Origin of the sequence: Sinosporangium siamense (genome assembly GCF_016863435.1) — a bacterium.
GTDB lineage: Bacteria > Actinomycetota > Actinomycetes > Streptosporangiales > Streptosporangiaceae > Sinosporangium > Sinosporangium siamense.
The window spans coordinates 190,211-205,671 of sequence record NZ_BOOW01000007.1 but is presented as its reverse complement, the minus strand read 5'-3'; the positions used below and the strand labels follow the sequence as shown (position 1 = coordinate 205,671).

General features: G+C 67.9%; 16 protein-coding genes. 3 read left to right on the top strand and 13 right to left on the bottom strand.

The features are described 5' to 3' along the window. Positions 1–13: 13 nt before the first annotated feature. From Ssi02_RS05810 to Ssi02_RS05775, 8 genes are all read right to left on the bottom strand, one after another. On the bottom strand, positions 14–442 hold the full coding sequence (locus tag Ssi02_RS05810) for a TadE family protein (protein ID WP_239128622.1): 429 nt from the start codon (positions 440–442) through the stop codon (positions 14–16). After that, the gene (locus Ssi02_RS05805; RefSeq protein ID WP_204021815.1) at positions 439–690 is read right to left on the bottom strand and encodes a Flp family type IVb pilin; all 252 of its coding nucleotides are present in this window, start codon (positions 688–690) and stop codon (positions 439–441) included. Before Ssi02_RS05805 ends, Ssi02_RS05810 begins: the two co-directional genes overlap by 4 nt. Further along, complete coding sequence (locus Ssi02_RS05800; RefSeq protein ID WP_204021814.1) at positions 690–1,631, bottom strand: type II secretion system protein; 942 nt, start codon at positions 1,629–1,631, stop codon at positions 690–692. The genes Ssi02_RS05805 and Ssi02_RS05800 overlap by 1 nt, the downstream gene beginning before the upstream one ends. Then, positions 1,628–2,533, bottom strand: a complete 906-nt coding sequence (locus Ssi02_RS05795; RefSeq protein WP_204021812.1) for a type II secretion system F family protein — start codon at positions 2,531–2,533, stop codon at positions 1,628–1,630. Before Ssi02_RS05795 ends, Ssi02_RS05800 begins: the two co-directional genes overlap by 4 nt. Continuing rightward, the gene (locus Ssi02_RS05790; RefSeq protein ID WP_239128621.1) at positions 2,530–3,834 is read right to left on the bottom strand and encodes a TadA family conjugal transfer-associated ATPase; all 1,305 of its coding nucleotides are present in this window, start codon (positions 3,832–3,834) and stop codon (positions 2,530–2,532) included. The genes Ssi02_RS05795 and Ssi02_RS05790 overlap by 4 nt, the downstream gene beginning before the upstream one ends. A 145-nt stretch (positions 3,835–3,979) precedes the next feature. Then, the gene (locus Ssi02_RS05785; RefSeq protein ID WP_239128620.1) at positions 3,980–4,786 is read right to left on the bottom strand and encodes a hypothetical protein; all 807 of its coding nucleotides are present in this window, start codon (positions 4,784–4,786) and stop codon (positions 3,980–3,982) included. After that, a complete protein-coding gene (locus Ssi02_RS05780; RefSeq protein WP_204021809.1) occupies positions 4,749–5,465 on the bottom strand; it encodes a hypothetical protein in 717 nt (238 codons plus the stop codon). The genes Ssi02_RS05785 and Ssi02_RS05780 overlap by 38 nt, the downstream gene beginning before the upstream one ends. 827 nt (positions 5,466–6,292) lie before the next feature. Beyond that, complete coding sequence (locus tag Ssi02_RS05775) at positions 6,293–8,446, bottom strand: hypothetical protein (RefSeq protein ID WP_204021807.1); 2,154 nt, start codon at positions 8,444–8,446, stop codon at positions 6,293–6,295. A 799-nt stretch (positions 8,447–9,245) separates the two neighbouring features. On the opposite strand from Ssi02_RS05775, the gene Ssi02_RS05770 reads away from it, so the two are divergent. Further along, a complete protein-coding gene (locus Ssi02_RS05770) occupies positions 9,246–11,054 on the top strand; it encodes an AfsR/SARP family transcriptional regulator (RefSeq protein WP_204021805.1) in 1,809 nt (602 codons plus the stop codon). 129 nt (positions 11,055–11,183) lie between these two features. On the opposite strand, the gene Ssi02_RS05765 is transcribed toward Ssi02_RS05770, so the two are convergent. The 5 genes from Ssi02_RS05765 to Ssi02_RS05745 are packed head-to-tail and all read right to left on the bottom strand — an operon-like array spanning position 11,184 to position 13,567. Beyond that, complete coding sequence (locus tag Ssi02_RS05765; protein WP_204021803.1) at positions 11,184–11,705, bottom strand: hypothetical protein; 522 nt, start codon at positions 11,703–11,705, stop codon at positions 11,184–11,186. A gap of 54 nt (positions 11,706–11,759) precedes the next feature. Further along, positions 11,760–11,945 carry a hypothetical protein gene (locus Ssi02_RS05760; protein ID WP_204021801.1) on the bottom strand — a complete coding sequence of 62 codons (186 nt, stop codon included), beginning with the start codon at positions 11,943–11,945 and terminating at the stop codon, positions 11,760–11,762. Continuing rightward, positions 11,942–12,460, bottom strand: a complete 519-nt coding sequence (locus Ssi02_RS05755; RefSeq protein WP_204021799.1) for a hypothetical protein — start codon at positions 12,458–12,460, stop codon at positions 11,942–11,944. The genes Ssi02_RS05760 and Ssi02_RS05755 overlap by 4 nt, the downstream gene beginning before the upstream one ends. 11 nt (positions 12,461–12,471) lie before the next feature. Then, positions 12,472–12,957 carry a hypothetical protein gene (locus tag Ssi02_RS05750; RefSeq protein ID WP_204021797.1) on the bottom strand — a complete coding sequence of 162 codons (486 nt, stop codon included), beginning with the start codon at positions 12,955–12,957 and terminating at the stop codon, positions 12,472–12,474. A gap of 7 nt (positions 12,958–12,964) precedes the next feature. Further along, positions 12,965–13,567 (bottom strand): hypothetical protein, encoded by a 603-nt coding sequence (locus tag Ssi02_RS05745; protein WP_204021794.1) that lies wholly within the window; start codon positions 13,565–13,567, stop codon positions 12,965–12,967. A 277-nt stretch (positions 13,568–13,844) separates the two neighbouring features. On the opposite strand from Ssi02_RS05745, the gene Ssi02_RS05740 reads away from it, so the two are divergent. Together Ssi02_RS05740 and Ssi02_RS05735 are read left to right on the top strand one after the other, a co-directional pair. After that, the gene (locus Ssi02_RS05740; protein ID WP_204021792.1) at positions 13,845–14,369 is read left to right on the top strand and encodes a SigE family RNA polymerase sigma factor; all 525 of its coding nucleotides are present in this window, start codon (positions 13,845–13,847) and stop codon (positions 14,367–14,369) included. 13 nt (positions 14,370–14,382) lie between these two features. After that, on the top strand, positions 14,383–15,126 hold the full coding sequence (locus Ssi02_RS05735; protein WP_204021790.1) for a hypothetical protein: 744 nt from the start codon (positions 14,383–14,385) through the stop codon (positions 15,124–15,126). The last annotated feature ends 335 nt before the right edge of the window (positions 15,127–15,461 follow it).

Here is a 15,461-nt window from a genome sequence, read left to right as displayed (position 1 = left end):
CCCGGCTGTGTTCTCAGCCGCACGAGTCGCTCCCGTCGTCGGGTCTGAAGCACTCCACCGGCCCGCCGAACCTGGCGGTGACGGTGAACGTCGCATCGGGGAGCAGGGGCAACACCTGCACCGCCGTACCGGTCACCTCGACGCCGCGCTGGTCGCCCTCCGCCCACGCACGCACACGCACGCCCTGGAGGAGGCGGGGGCCGATCGTGCGGGCGATCTGCCGGGCGCGGGACTCGGCGTCGCCGCGCCAGCCGGTGGCGTCGGGCCCGGCCACGCGGGCCACCCTGGCGCCCTCACGGGCCGCCGCGTCCGCCACCTGGCGGCCGTGGAACCAGAGCGCGAACTGCACGATGAGCAGCACAACGGCGAGGATCACGGGCATGAGCATCGCCAGCTCGACGACCGTGGCTCCTCTGTCCCGCCGTTCGCCGCGGCCTTTCACCGGTCGTTCTGACCTCCGCCGCCGCCACCGCCGCCACCGCCGCCGGTGAAGCTGTTCTGGATCTCGGTCTGCTGGTTTTGCACCAGGGTGCGGATGAGGGTGGCCAGCCCCAGTGCGACGCCGGCGATGATCGCGGTAATGATCACCCACTCGACGGCGGACGCCCCCTTGGAAGGGGCGTTGCGTGCCTTGTCGATCCGTACATTGATCAGGGCCTCGACATAGACGACCCACGGATGGTTACGCATCACAACCCCAACATCTTCATCGCTGCCGGAAAACTGATAAAAACCACAAAGCCCGCACACAGCAGGAGCTGTGCGACAAGCATCGATTGAGACCGTTCGCCGGCCCGGCCTTCGATCTCGGCGAGCTCCCGCCGCCGCAGCGTCGCCGCGCGGGCCGACAACGAGGTGCGCACCTTGGCGCCGTCGTCCGCCACGAGCCCGAGCGCCGCCGACAGGTCGCGCAGCTCGTCGACGTTGATCTCCTCCCCCAGTTGCCCCAGCGCCTGCCACGGAGTGATCCCGACGATGCGGGCGCTGCTGAGTGCTTCGCGAATGCGTGACATCGCCCAGTTGGCACCGGACACATCACCTGAATCATTGGTGTCGCCCACCGACACCGCCATCATGAGAGCCTCGGGCACACCCCGGCCGCCGGCGAGGTTCATCGCCACCAGGTCGAGGAACGCCCCGACGACATGCCGGAAGTCACGGCGGCGCACCGCCGCGTCCCGGCGGATCTGTATGTCGGGCAGGAGGAAGAACACCACGGACACCGCCAGCGCCGCCCACAGCGGGATGGACACCGACATACCCCAGCCCATGAGCACAAGCCAGCCGAGCAGGAGCGGAAAGGCCAGCAGGCCCGACACCGCGAGCAGCGCCTTGGTGGCGAGAAAGCCCTCGAAGGAGCGGCCGAGCAGCGCGAGGTCCGCCCGGACGGACCGGACCTCCCATCCTCTCGCCGCGTAGAACCTGGCGAGCCGCACGCCGAGTTCGCGGCGGAAGGGGCTGACCTCCTCGTCGGGCAGGACGAGCTGCACCCGCGGCCCGTCCTCCCCCTCCCTGGCGGCGTCCAGCGCGAGCAGCCGCGACACCAGGCCGGGCCGCGCCGGGAACAGCGCCCGCAGGAGCAGGAAGAGGCCGAGGCCGAGCAGCGCCCCGGCGAGCATCGTCTCGGTCACCGCGCGGCCACCTCCTCGGGCCGCTCGGCCCGGTCGGTGAACCGGCCGAGCAACCTGGCCGGCTTGTCGAACCTCGCCAGCCTGCGCATCCACGCGAAGCCCGCACCGAACAGCCCCGCCACCACAAGCAGGACCGCCTGCCCGAGCAGGTTGTTGTACTCCTCGACGTAGGACGGGTTGAACACGACCAGGGCCGCCGCGAACGCGATGGCGGTGCCCACCACGATCTGCACACTGCGCCGCGTCGAGCGGCGCTCGGCCTCCACGCGGCGGCGCATGTCGAGCTCCTCGCGGGCCGACACCGCGAGCGCCGACAACACGTCGCGCATGCCGGGGCCGCGGAGTTTGGCGTTGAGGATGAGCGCGGCGATCACCAGGTCGGCCGACGGGTCGTCCAGCTCGTCGGCGAAGATGCGCAGCGCGTCTGGCAGCGCCATACGCGTGTGCAACCGGTCCACCAGCGACCGCAGGTGCGGCCGGAGCATGGGGGCGGCGGCGCGGATCGAGGACGGGATGGCCTGTTCGAGCCCTGCCGCTCCGGCGATGGTGTCGCGCAGCGACTCGGTCCAGGCCGCGAGGCCCTCCAGCCGCCGCATCGCGGCCCGCTCCTCCCCGGCCCCGCCCGACAGGCCGCGCCAGCCGATCACGAGGAGTACGGCACCCGCCGCCATGACCGGCCACCCCGTCACGACGAGCACTAGGACGGCGCTGATCGAGGCCACCGCCGTGCGGGTGGAGAGCACCCGGATCAGCTCGCGCCGCCTGGCCTTGCGGTCGGCCGCCGCCGGACGCGGACGCACCCCGCGGATCGCCACGCCGAGCAGGAACAACCCCCCGCCGACGAACGCCCCGGCGAACAGCGCCAGGGGGTCAAGCAGGCCGGGCTGCAGCGGCGGAATCATCCCCACCCCCCGGGCGAGTAGCCGTGCGCCATCAGCTCGTCGAGGCAGGAGATGGGCGCGTGCGGCAGGGCGGGGCCGTGCTCGGACGGCGCGAACACCTCCGACGACAACACGCGGCCGTCACAACCGGTCACCTCACGGATGCTCGATACGAACCTCCGCAACACTCCGCCACTGGCATATTCATTGCGTTTCTCGATGAACACCACGAAGTCAATGGCGCCGGCGATGAGCATGTGACTGGCCTCGATCGGCAGCCGCTCGCTCGCCTGGAGGGCGTAGGTGGCGATGCGGTTGAAGACCTCCATGCTGGAGTTCGCGTGGATGGTGGACAGGGAGCCGTCGTTGCCCTGCGTCATCGCGTTGAGCATCGTGACGATCTCGTCGCCCAGGACCTCGCCCACGATGACGCGGGACGGGTTCATGCGCAGGCTTCGCCGTACGAGCTCGGCCATGCTGATCTCGCCCTGGCCCTCGGCGTTGGGGAGGCGCTGTTCGAAGGCGACCACGTTGGGGTGCAGCTCGCTGAACTGGTCGAGGCCGAGTTCGAGCGCGCGTTCCACGGTGATGAGACGCTCGTACGGCGGGATCTCGTTGGCCAGGGCGCGCAGCAGTGTCGTCTTGCCGGCGTTGGTCGATCCGGCGATCATGATGTTCTTGCGGGCGGCCACCGCGGCGGACATGAACCTGCCCACCTCGGGGGAGACGGTGCCGTTGCCGACCAGGTCGCTCAGGAAGACCTTGCCGAGACGGGCGCGGCGAATCGACACCGAGGGACGCACGGTGACGTCCATGACGGCCGACAACCGTGATCCGTCGGGCAGGCGCAGGTCGAGCTGCGGGTTCGCGGTGTCGAACGGGCGGCTCGACAGGCCGCTGTAGGCCGCGAGGATCTGGATCAGCTCGATCAGCTCGTCGTCGGACTCGGCCACCGGCTCGTGCATGAGCTCCTGGCCGTCGGCATAGCCGACGAAGACGCGGTCGCAGCCGTTGATGTCGATGTTCTCGACGTCCTTGTCGTCGAGCAGCGGCTGGAGGCGGCCCACGCCGAACAGCGCCGCGTGGATGCCGGCCGCGAGGCCCTCTTCCTCCTCCGCCGTGGGCGGGGTGCGGCCCACGCCGATCTCGCCGCGGGCGAACTCCTCCAGCACCTGCGCGATCAGCGCACGGGCGAACTGGCGCTCGTCCTCGCCCGACATCGGCGGCAGGCCGCTCGCCTGATCGAGCCGGCGCTGATGCGCCAGCCGGTCGCCGACCTCCTGGCGGAAACGTTTGACGAGCGCGTGGTCGATGATGCTCACGCCGGCCACCGCCCCTGAGCTGGGGTCTTCGCCGAAATTATGCCGAGGGGGTTCGCCGGGATTGTGCTGAGGGGGAGGGCGCATTCGCCGGGCCAGGGGCTTCCGGCGCGGCGGGGGTGCGTCCTTGAGGCGGTCGTCAAGCCGGTCATCGCGCCGGCTCCGGGGCATGGACGCTGTCGGCGAGGCGGCCGGCCAGCTCGCGTGCCGTACGGATCAAAAGGGAGCGGTCCAGACGCCCGCCCCACTGGCCGCCGAGGAGTTCGGCCCCCTTCGGGTCGTAGGCGAGGCCCGCCACGAACGACACCTCCCGGTTCGTCGTCGTGTGCGTGGCCGCCACGATGCGCCGCACCTCGTCCACCGACGAGCGGTATTGCCGGCTGTCGGCGATCACCACGACGCCGACCTGCGGCCCCTTTTGCATAATCGCCAGGCGTTCCCGCAGGTGGGCCACGTGGTCGAGGCTCGCCCTGGTGAAAAGCACCACGAGCTCCGCCTCGGCGATCAGGTCGTTCAGCTGCGGATGCCCGCCGAGCCGCCCGCAGTCGGCCAGCACGTCGGCGTGCGGCATCGCGGCCAGGGCCCGCCCGAGCGGTCCCCACATCCAGGTCAGACCCGCCGCCTGCTCACCGTGGGTGAGCCCGGCCAGCACGTCGAGGCCACCGACGATCTTCTGGGTGTGCTCGTGGATCTGCTCCGGCGCGAGGCCCCTGCGGGCCGTCGCCCCCAGGGTCAGCAACCCCCTGCCCGGGTTGAGCATGCCGCCGTCGGCGGCGGGCAGCCGGTAGGCCAGGTCGCCGCCCGCGGGATCGCATTCGGCCACGAGCACCGGCCGTGGCCACACCGCGCCCAGCGCGGTCGCCGCCGTGGTGACCCCGGGCGCCCCCTTGTCGGCGGCGAGCACGATGAGCGCCACGTCACCGCGCTCCGGGCAGCTCGGCCAGAGCGATCTCACCGCTCGACGCATATTGCGAGACGGCCGGGGACACCGAGGTATCCACAATCACGTTGACCACTCCGCTGTTTCCCTCGCGGTCCTCGTTGCCGGTGCTCTGCACCAGGGCCGACTGCGCGAGCACTTTAGGCTGCTCGGCGGCGTCGCCACCGCGTCCGGGCACGAAAATGACCTGCACCCGGTCACCTGCCCGAAGCCCCGTCGGCACCTGTCCCGGCTTGAGCGCCAGTCCCACGATGGCCTTGCCCGGCCCGAGTTCCGCGCTCTCGCTCACCGTCATCTGCTCGGTCAGCAATGTGCCCGGCAACACGGTCACCCGCGCGAACGTCTCGGCGACCTTCTGCCGCTCGGCGAAGGACACATATCCGATGCCGGTATCGGCGATCTGAACCTCTTCCATGACCTCAAGGGAGAATGGCTGACCCGCTCCCACCTGGGTGTTGATGCGGATCGCCGAAACCCGGTCGCCACTGCGCAACACCAGCAGCGTCGTCGCCAGGGCACCGCCCAGAATGAGCAGCACCGCGAGCGCGGCCAGCGCGGGCTTGCGCTCGCGCGGCGGCACGGGCAGCTTGCGCGACGACGGTCCGGACAGTCCGCCGGACACGCCTTTGGCCTGGCCGGCCGCACCCGCGGAGGGGGTGCGGGAGTCGCGGGCGGGCCTCTCACTGGTCCTCATGGGTCGGGGGCTCCCAGAGTCGACGGATCACCTGGGTGATCTCGGCACAATCAAGTTGATCATGACAGGCGAATTGTCGAATTCAAGCCATTATGAGCACCAAAACGGCTCTGCGCGCGACCAATACGAGGATCCATGCTCGGCGGGCGCCAGGCCGCTGTCAATCCCTCGGGCCTCGATACCGGTTAACACGTTGCCGACGGCACACCGCTGACCTCGTGCTAAGCCACAGGTTTCAACCGAGCGTCACGCCGTATAGATGGTGCAGATCACCGCGCATCATCTTGAGGGCGGCAAAAGTGGCAACTCCGGGGCAGATCCCCCCTTGTCACAGGGTGACATACCACCACAAATGACAACAGACGGGTGTATAACACCATGTCGTGAGGATGGACGGTGACGCCATATCACGTGACCGAGAGATAACCATCACATCCACGACATGACAACCCCTGGACGATGCAGGACTTCAGCGGCAAAGAATTTCCGGCACACAGGTTTCACCACAACTGCGGTACCGCCTCCATCGGGCGTACGCGCTCGGCGATCTCCGGATCCCGTGCCGGGCCCAAAGGCGGAAATGCGGGCCGCGATTCGCCCGTCCGGTTCATCCACAGGCGCACGACACCACATGAGCACTGGAGCCTCTCACCCTGGTTCTCCGGCCGGCTAGGGGCGGTACGCGTTCCGGAGCTGGGAAAGGCACCGTGACACAGTTGGGAACGGCACCGTGACACGCCGGGCGAGTCCCGGTGCCGTTCACTCCATGTCACACCGTCGGCTTGTCGCACCGTCGGCTTGTCACACCGCCGGCGTGCGAGGCCGTCTCAAGGAGCCCCGGCCGGCACGGCCTCCCTGCGTCGCGCCTCCGTCCACAGGCCGTAGGTGAACACGGCGACGACCGCGAGGACGCCCAGCATCTTCGCGAGCTGCACCCACGGCACATCGGCCTTCCACAGGGAGAGGGTGAGCCACAGGAGGACACCGGGAACGAAAAGGGCGAGCCACTGCCCGGGCCGGTTCTGAAGCAGAAGCGCGCCGTCCAGCAGAGGAATGGGAAGCAGAGCGAAGACGGCGGCTTCCAGGATGACGAATGTGGTGGTCTTCAGGAAGATGCTGTCGCCCGCCTGCGTGACCCAGATGACGCAGCTGACGATCGCCACGGCATATGTCGCGAGCGCCCCGTCGCGTATCCCGGCCAGTGTGCGGGCCAGCGGTGGCTTGTAGCCCGCGACGGCGAAGAAGCCGATGAGTCCGTAGACGTAACTCGGGTTGAGGCTCCCCCACCAGGACAGCAGGCCCATCAGACCGCCGATGAGAAAACCCTGCCACAGGACGCCGAAGCCGCCGAAGCTCAGCCCCGATCCCTGGATCTCCCGCGCGTGCGCGACCCCCGAGTAGGTGAGCGTGGCGAGAGCCACCGCCACGGTGAAGGCGCAGAAGAGGAGGAGGAAGTTCTCCACCGTCCAGACGCCGTCCTTCCGCGCGTCCGGACTGGCCCACGCCTGCAATCCGGCGGCCACGGCCACACCGCCGAGGAACTGCATCCATGGGTGCCGGGGCACCATGTCCCCGGTCCGCCTCATCGACTGCAACGCCTTGTTGAAAATGTCGGCGGGCAGACCCAGTGCGGCCATGTCACGGGGAAAGAGCCCCCGGCCCAGAGCGAGAAATCGGGCCCACAGGAAAAAGGTGGTGATGAACACCGTGGAGAGCAGCGCCACCAGGAACCGCGCCAGGCCGGATTCCAGGAGCCTTGGGAACGCCATATTTTCGGGTTCGTCGGCCAGCACGCTCAACTTGGCGCTCTTGACGATGTCGACGGCGGCGACGTGCCTATATCCGGCGGCACCGAGCGTGCCGGTTGAGGCGGCGCCAAGCGTGCCGGTCGCGCTGACACAGGTCACCGTGACGGTGTGCTCACCGAACTCAAGGTCGCGCGGTACGGTGAACCGCTTGCGGGCGAGTTTCACTTTCTTGCCGGCGAGCGTTGCGGAGTAGACGCAGTCCTTCGGGAAGCCCGACAGCACGATCTTCACACGTTTCCCTCGCTGGGCCGCGGGGGGTTCGAGACGCAGGGTGGGGTTGCCACGCTTGATTTTCTCTTGGGGCGGCGGGGTTTTGCTCGGTGCCGTTGAACTCGGGGGTGTTTTGCTCGGTGCTGGTGGGCTCGGCGTTGCTGTTTGGCTCGGCCGCGATGATATAGAAGGTTTCAGTTCCCCACCGGGACCTGCCGTCCGGGTCGGTGGCGTCGTTTCGGGACTCTCGGGCGGGTCGATCGTAAACGGGATCTGTTCGGTGGTCCGCGTCTGATCGTTGGTGCACCACGCCTCCGCAGTCGTCTTGCCCGGCGCGTCTGGAACGGGCACATCTATCGTGGCGGTGGCGGAGTCATCGGCTGTCCCGCGGAACTCACGGCCCGCCAATTCAACGGTCACCGCGTCATCGGGGCAGGCGATGCCGGACACGTGGAAACCGACCGTCTCCCCCGGCCTGGCGCGCGTACGCTCCAGGCGCAGAGACATCGGCGGCACGGTATAGGTCGCCCTCCGAACTTCACTGGTAGCCGTACCCGAAGAGCAGGCAGCGCGGAATTCCACGGTCCCGGTGGCATCGTCGGGGATGAAAACGGAGTGGGTCGCGCCGTCTCCGTTGGTCTCGAACAATGAGGTGCCGTCGGACCCTGGGCGATCATGCCGGTAGACGGTCACTTTTCTGAAGTATTTCTCGCCGTCGTCGACGACGACACAACGCAGGTCGACAGTGAGCGTCACCTGCGCTCCGGCACGGCCTTGTACAGGTTGCACGCTCAGGCCGGCGTACGACCGGTCCGGTATATACAGGCTCTCCTCGGACGGGTCGGTCGGCGCTTCCGGCGACGGCTCAGGCGGGACCGGGCCCGCAGTCCAGCCCGACAACATCACCACGACCACGGCCCATCCCGCAATTCGTAAGCCGATCTTTTTCACCCCGAACAGCACCGGCTTTCCCCGATCTTGTTTCCCGCCCGAGTACCGGCCGCGCACACACCCGACGCCATGGCATAATTCATGGGCCCCCCTCGCATTAGTTCTCCGCCCCCCTTCCCCACGCCCGTTAACCGCGAGTCTGCATCCGGAGTCGGCACGCCATGAGCCGCAGCCAGTAATCTATTCCCGTTCGGCTACGAATGGAGCTCCAATAATTAGTGGACTCTTGCCGAGGTAAACGATTCTCATCTTCCGGGTGAACCGCAGAGGCCGAATAATGGGCACTACGAAATAAGGAATCGAGCCGGCATCCGCCGTGTATGACACGCGCCCCTGCCGGAAGCTCTCTCACACCGAGCCGAGCAGCCGCCCAGGCCGGCACTCCCGCGAGGCCGGAAACCCTTCACCGGCCCCCGCACCCCCTCCCCGCACGGCCGCCTCCCCCAACCGCCGTCACACAACGTGCGCCGGTGAGCCCTCCGAAGGAAGCAGTCGACGGTCCACCGTAGGGGCGAAACCCGCCTGAGCGCGGACATCGCCCCGAAGAGGCGGACCGGCCGAGGGGCGCGCACGCCCCGGATCACTCGAACGCCTCACCCAGTCCCCGGCGGGGCAAAGTCGGTCCCAGAGAAAGACACCAGCGCAATGCGTGACTGCACCCATACTCATTCTGGCTTCAACTAAAAACAACCTTTACAGGCGCAAGCCTCCCTGACATGATTCAGCCTCATCAGCCATCAGCGGCGACCAGGGGGCATAAAGCTGTATGGATGAATCTGTCATGCACATCGGGGTTCTAGGTCCGGTTATCATGCGCACGGCAGCCGGGGTGGTGAGACCCGCTTCGCAGACCGTGCGCGCACTTCTCGGCCAGCTGGTTTTAGCCGCCCCCGAGGCGGTGTCGGCCGATCATCTGACGATAACCGTGTGGGGCGGGCGGGGGCCACGCCACCTGAAATCAACGCTCTATCTCACCGTGCACAAACTCAGAAAGTGGCTTACGGAATCGGCGGCCACCGCGGAGGTCCATTCCACGGATTCAGGCTACCGACTCGACCTCGGATCCGGAACATCCGATATCCAGCGCTTTCGCGACCTTATGCGCAAAGCCGAGACCGTCCGCAGCGAGGAGGCGTTCGACCTCCTTCACGAGGCGCTTTCCCTCTGGCGCGGGGAGCCACTGGCCGACGTCTGCGCCGACCGGGTGGACGGCGCGCTCGTGCGGCGGCTGCGCGGCGAGCGCGGTTCCGCGCTCCGGCGCCTCGCCCAAGCGGCCCTCAGTGTCGAGAGGTACGGCGAGGCCATGGAGGCCGCCAGGTTCCTCTGCCAGGAGGACCCTCTGGACGAGGACGCGCACGCGCTCCTGATGGAGGCCCTGGTGAACTCGGACCGGCGAAGCACCGCGCTGCTCGAGTTCGACGCGGTCCGGCGGCGGCTCGCCGCCGACCTCGGCATTTCGCCGGGCACCAGGCTGCTCAGCGTCCACGCGTGGGCTCTGAGCAGCGGAAAGGGGGCGAGCGAGGGACCTTTGGCCTGGGCGCGGGCGGTGCCGCGCCAGCTTCCGCCGCGGAGCACGGTGCTCGTGGGCCGCGCCACCGAGTTCGAACGCCTGCGGTCGCATTTCAACCGCTGGGCAGACAGTGGCCGCCACCCCGCCGTGGCCGTGATCTGCGGACCGGCGGGAGCGGGCAAGACCGAGCTCGGCGTCCAGTGGGCGCAGACGAACGTCGACCGATTCCCCGACGGGCAGCTCTACATCGACCTCAAGGGCTTTTCGAACGGCGCACCGCTCACCGCCGACCAGGCACTGTGCACTCTCCTTGCCGCTCTCGGTGTTCCGCGTGGCGGCATTCCAGAGGGGGTCGACGCCAAAGCCGGTCTCTATCGCACTCTGCTGGCCGACCGCCGGGCACTTGTCGTCCTGGACGACGCCGCAAATGCCGATCAGGTGCGACCTCTCCTCCCCGGCCTGGGATCGAGTTTCACGCTGATAACCAGCCGGCGCAGACTCGACAGATTGAAAGCCCTAGAGGAAGTTTACTCGATGAGCCTCGGCCGATTACCGGAAGAGGATGCTCTAAATCTTCTCTCATTGCTCGTGGAAAATGCGTGTGAAACGAGCCACGGCCACGATCTGCGGACGATCGCCGACGCGTGCGGCCATAATCCGCTGGCGCTGAGAACGGCTGCGGCGAAGCTGTCCCGGGGCGTGAGGTTGATGGACGACGCGACCCGCAGAGCTTCCCCGGATCATATGCATGACCTCAACTCGCTGTTCTTCACGGCGGACGAGAACACGCGTCTGGGCGAGGCGATCGGCAGATCGTATTTCTCCCTCCCTGAGGAGGCCCGGCTCTTTTTCGATCTCCTTGCGCGATCGGCATACCACGACATTAACGCGAGCGCCGCCGCAGACCTCGCCGGGCTCGGGGCCGACCACGCTCACCGGCTGCTGGAGACGCTCGCGGACCTCCATCTGGTCGAGAGCCCCGGAGGCGGCCGCTATCACTTGGACGATCTCACCCGTTCCTTCAGCAGACATCTCTCGCGGTCTTTGACCGGTGACGCGGTAAGCGCGGTCGGCTGGGCAAGTGGGGCACACTCCGCGCCCTTGGGGTGAGGCGCCCGGAAACCCGATAGCCGGGGCGGTTCGACTCTTGTCGGATCCGCCCCGGCCCATCACCGAACGGCTCTCACCGGACGACTCTCATCAAACGGCCTACCACCAAATGGCCGACAAAACGGGCTCTCATTGGACGGCCGACCAGGCGATCAGCGCCAGTCCGACAAGTGTCGCCGCCCAGCACACGCCGAGGATGGGTGTCCGCCGCGCGGCGAACGCCTTATCCCAAGTCGCGGCGTTCCCCGAGCGCACCGCCGAGTGCACCATGATCGTACGTCCGAACCCGAAGGCCAGGCCGGCCAGCGGCGCGGCCCACCACGGGACAACGAAGAGGACCGATGCCACCAGGAGATAAGGCAGGTGGGTGGGGACGTAGGTCCGCAGGCCCGTGCCCATCTCGAATCCGAACTGCAACGCCCCGGACCCGTCGGCGCGCACGATGATGTCGCTCGGCACCTGCCGCCCGTTCTGCGGCAACCGGAAGGGCAGGAGTTTCATGTCGCAGCCCGCGGCCACGAGCGTGAGTCCGCCCAGGGCCCACAGCCCGACCTCGACCGGCGCGAGCGCCTGTGCCACCGCCGCAGGGAACAGCAGAAGGAGGCCGGTCGTCGTGCCGCCCAGCATGAGTCCGCGGTTGAAGAAGACCACGTTTCGAGTTCCCCGCCAGACCGACGAGGTCAGCAAACCCGCTGAATTGTGGCTTCAAACCGAGCCGGACGTGGAGTAACCCGCCACGATGCCAACCGTGCAGACCACCACCGCTATAAGCATGACTCCGCTCAGCACGCTCGCCGCGGCGAGCGCGGCGAGCGTGCACGAGACCGTGACCCCGACCGCCACCGGCCACGGGGAGGCGAGGGACCGGTCGACAGCGGTCAGGCGGGTCAACGCCTGCACGCCGTCGTGGTGCGGGACCGGTAGATGCCGCCGGCGAAGACGTCGTAGTAGCCGTCCCAGCAGTTGATCCGGCGGCCACCGCTGGTCCAGTACCACCCGGCGTAGCCCCCGCAGGCCGCCTGCCAGTTGTAGTCCAGTGTGACGCCGGGGCCGCCGGACACGCGGTCCAGGCGGTGATAGCCGTCGGAGCCGCAATAGGAGCCGCTGATGTACTGCCGCCCCCAGCAGGCGACGTCGCCACTCACGTTGACGCCCATGCAATGCCGGGGATGGCGGTCTTTGCGGCCCACGGCGTAGGCGGGCATCACGTTGGCGATCCAGCCGAGAGCCGTCATGGCGAGCGCTGTGCCGCCGACCGCCACTGTGCGAAGGAAACCGCGCCGCCCCATCCCCGTCGAGGCGGCGCCGGAGGCCGGTCTGTCCGCGGGTGCGGCGCCACTGGTCGCCTGCTCTCCCGCCTGGGCTTCGACAGTGATGATCGGAATGCGGTCTAGTAGTGAGCTCATGAGTTCCTCCATCAAACCGGGGAGGTGGATTGCAGGGTGGAGCAGTGGTGACGGAGCCCCTCAACCGAGCCGATCGGATCGGCCGCGAGCAGGTTGCCCTCGTGGTCGAAGGTCACCAGGGCCGGCTGATAGGCCAGGAGCAGGGGGGCCGAGAGATCTTCGGCGAGGACGACCGAGCGGGCACCCCGCGAGGTCCACGTCGTGGAGCCGTCCATGCTGATCACCAGGGTGCGGTGGCCGTTCGCGGCCAGTTCGCGTTCGATTTCGAGCCAGGGGTCGAAGACCGTCTCGCAGGTGGCGCAACTCGTCGTCAGTGTCAACGCCACCGTGCGCACGCCGGCCGAGGGAGCGGCGAGGTCCGGGTAGGCCTTCGGCCGTACGGTGTTCCCTCGCGCTTGGAGCTCCCTGATCTGGCCGACCAGTCCGGCGTAGCCGAACGTCAGCAGTGCGATCGCCGCCCACGAGACGACGACCGCGGCGATGAGCACGCTGGTCACGCGCCTCTCACCGCTCCCATTGCACGCTGAGGGAGGAAAGGACGTCTTCCATCGACTGGGCCGTGATTCCGGGTATCTTGCCTACCCGGTCGTCGATCATGCAGACGGCGTCCGCACCGACGTGCACATACTTGTACCCGACCGTGCGCTCGCCGATCTCCAATCCCTTCTTCCAGACTTCACCGTTCTGGACGCGTGCCCCGGGCTGAGTGGGAATGAGGGCATGCGCCTCGTCACGGCGATAGAGCGTCATCGGGCCCGCACCGGTCGCCATGACGCCGGAGACACTCCACATGACGATCCCGCTGCCGGGGAGCGGCGAGACCACCATGCCATCCGGATGATCTTCGATGGTGAGCTGGTCCATCAGCCCGACGACGAGATCGAGGCCCGGTGCGGGAAGGGAACCGCCCAGGGTCAGGGTGTGGTGGGCACCCGTCCAGCCCACCGTCCAGTTCTCATTCGCGGAGTCCACCGTGATCAGCAGCGGGTGCCCCCGATAGGTGACCTGCTGAACGGTGGTGAGGCCGTGGATCTCGGTGAGAAGGTCGAGGTAGCCGGGTCCGCTGATGGTCACACCGACGGCCAGCACCTTGCTGGTGAGCCGCATGCCCCATTGCCAGTTCGGGTCTGTCCGCTCGGTTTGGCACGTGACGGTGACCCGCCGGCCGTCCGGAGCCAACGCCGTTTGAGTTTGCGTGGTGGGCGACATCTCATATGCCTCTTAGTGGTCGATTTCGGATAGAGGCATCCTTGCCAGCCGGGCTTTCTCCGAGCTTTCCCGCACCTTTCCGGCCCGCTCCGCACGCGCGGAATCCCCGCGAATCGCAGGAGATCTCTCTCAACCTATGGAAGGGCCACCGCGTTAACCACACATGGAGGACGACATGCCCGACCACGACTTCGAGTCGTTTGTCCAGTCGGCCGGGGCACGGTTGCTCCGGTTCGCCGTCCTTGTTTCCGGCGACCGGTCCAAGGCCGAGGACCTCGTGCAGGACGCCCTGGTGAAGGTCTATCCACGCTGGAACCGGATCCGGGACAACGCGCCCGAGGCGTACGTGCGACGAACGATCATCAACCAGATGGCGAGCTGGTGGCGTTCCCCCTGGGTCGCGAGACGGGCGCCTGAGATGCCCGATCCACCTGTCAAGCGGGACGCCATGGGGGAAAGCGACGAACGGGCGAGGATTCTCGCCGCCCTGCGCCGGCTGCCGACCCGCATGCGGACGGTGGTCGTCATGCGCTATTGGCTCGGTTACAGCGAGATGGAGACGGCACGTGAACTGGGCTGCTCCCCCGGAACCGTGAAAAGCCAGGCCTCGCGCGGTCTCGAACGGTTGCGCGGGCTTCTCACCGACGCCCCCCGCCCCGCCGAGACATGCGCGACCTCGCCCAGCCGTGAATCAGCCTGAAGGAGAACCCGCCATGCCCGACACCGACGAGACACGTCTGTCCGCCCTGCTGGACCGCGCCGCGGGACCCGCCGACCTGCCCCCGGGGCTGACCGCGCGCGTGATCGCCCGCAGCAGGACCCGCCGCCGTGCCAGGGCCGCGCTCACCTTCTCCGCCGTGGCGACCGCGGCGGTCGTCGGCGGCGTCACGCTGCCCGGCCTCCTCGCCGAGCCCCCGCCTCCGCCCATCGCGGCGACGACACGTGTGGAGGAGGACATCTACACGATCCTCAGCCGCGACACCGGCATGAAGGTGACGGCCGAGGATGTGATCCTCTCCGGGCGGGCCGGAGACCTCGGCTCGGTCGCCGTGCTCCGCAAGGAGGCCAACCCGCCGGAGGCCGAACACGGCGGCAAGGCCGCCTCGCTCTGGTTCTCCCGGGACGGCGGGCGCTACACGCAGGTCTCGGACTACATTTCCTTCGACCTCGCCTGCAAGAAGGGTGACGAGGTCTGCGATGCAACTCAGGACGACGGCCTGGGCTTCTTCGGTGTCCTTGAGGGCGCCGGCGGCGCATACTACGCACTCGTGCAAGTGCCGGCGGGACGCTCGGTCACCGTCTCCTCCGACAAGGGGGAAGATCTCAAGCTGGAGGGCAACGCGGGAGTCGTCCGAGTCGAGGCGACCAACCCGTGGCGGGTCAAGGCAACCGTGACCGTCGACACCCTTGAATACGGCCTGCACCTCCCCCCCGGAGGCGTCGTGAAAGTTCTCTGAGCCCCTCGGCGGTGTCCTGGACGGCGAGAAGGTCCAGACCGCCGATGCGGCCCGAGATCGGGGACGGCACCAGGGGGCAGCGCTCTTCCATCCCACCTGCCGGGTGTCTCCATTGACCGGCAGGGGATTCCCCAGTTTTCTACAAACCCACCAGAGGGTCACAAAAGGCAGTTGGCGCTAAGAACATGACATAACCCTACAAATGACGCGTCTTTCGGCCAGGTTCTCCCCTCTGCCGCCCGGCTGCCGGTCTTCGCGCCGCGACTAGCCCGCTCACCACGGCTTTCCACAGAACCTGCCAGTCGATCCACAGCCTTTGCGGGCGACATATGCCC

What these genes read in the sequence shown, in the direction of transcription:
- Ssi02_RS05805 (WP_204021815.1), bottom strand. Translation starts at nt 690, where the DNA reads ATGCGTAACCATCCGTGGGTCGTCTATGTCGAGGCCCTGATCAATGTA.
- Ssi02_RS05795 (WP_204021812.1), bottom strand. Translation starts at nt 2,533, where the DNA reads ATGATTCCGCCGCTGCAGCCCGGCCTGCTTGACCCCCTGGCGCTGTTC.
- Ssi02_RS05780 (WP_204021809.1), bottom strand. Translation starts at nt 5,465, where the DNA reads ATGAGGACCAGTGAGAGGCCCGCCCGCGACTCCCGCACCCCCTCCGCG.
- Ssi02_RS05770 (WP_204021805.1), top strand. Translation starts at nt 9,246, where the DNA reads ATGCGCACGGCAGCCGGGGTGGTGAGACCCGCTTCGCAGACCGTGCGC.
- Ssi02_RS05755 (WP_204021799.1), bottom strand. Translation starts at nt 12,460, where the DNA reads ATGAGCTCACTACTAGACCGCATTCCGATCATCACTGTCGAAGCCCAG.
- Ssi02_RS05745 (WP_204021794.1), bottom strand. Translation starts at nt 13,567, where the DNA reads ATGCGGCTCACCAGCAAGGTGCTGGCCGTCGGTGTGACCATCAGCGGA.
- Ssi02_RS05740 (WP_204021792.1), top strand. Translation starts at nt 13,845, where the DNA reads ATGCCCGACCACGACTTCGAGTCGTTTGTCCAGTCGGCCGGGGCACGG.
- Ssi02_RS05735 (WP_204021790.1), top strand. Translation starts at nt 14,383, where the DNA reads ATGCCCGACACCGACGAGACACGTCTGTCCGCCCTGCTGGACCGCGCC.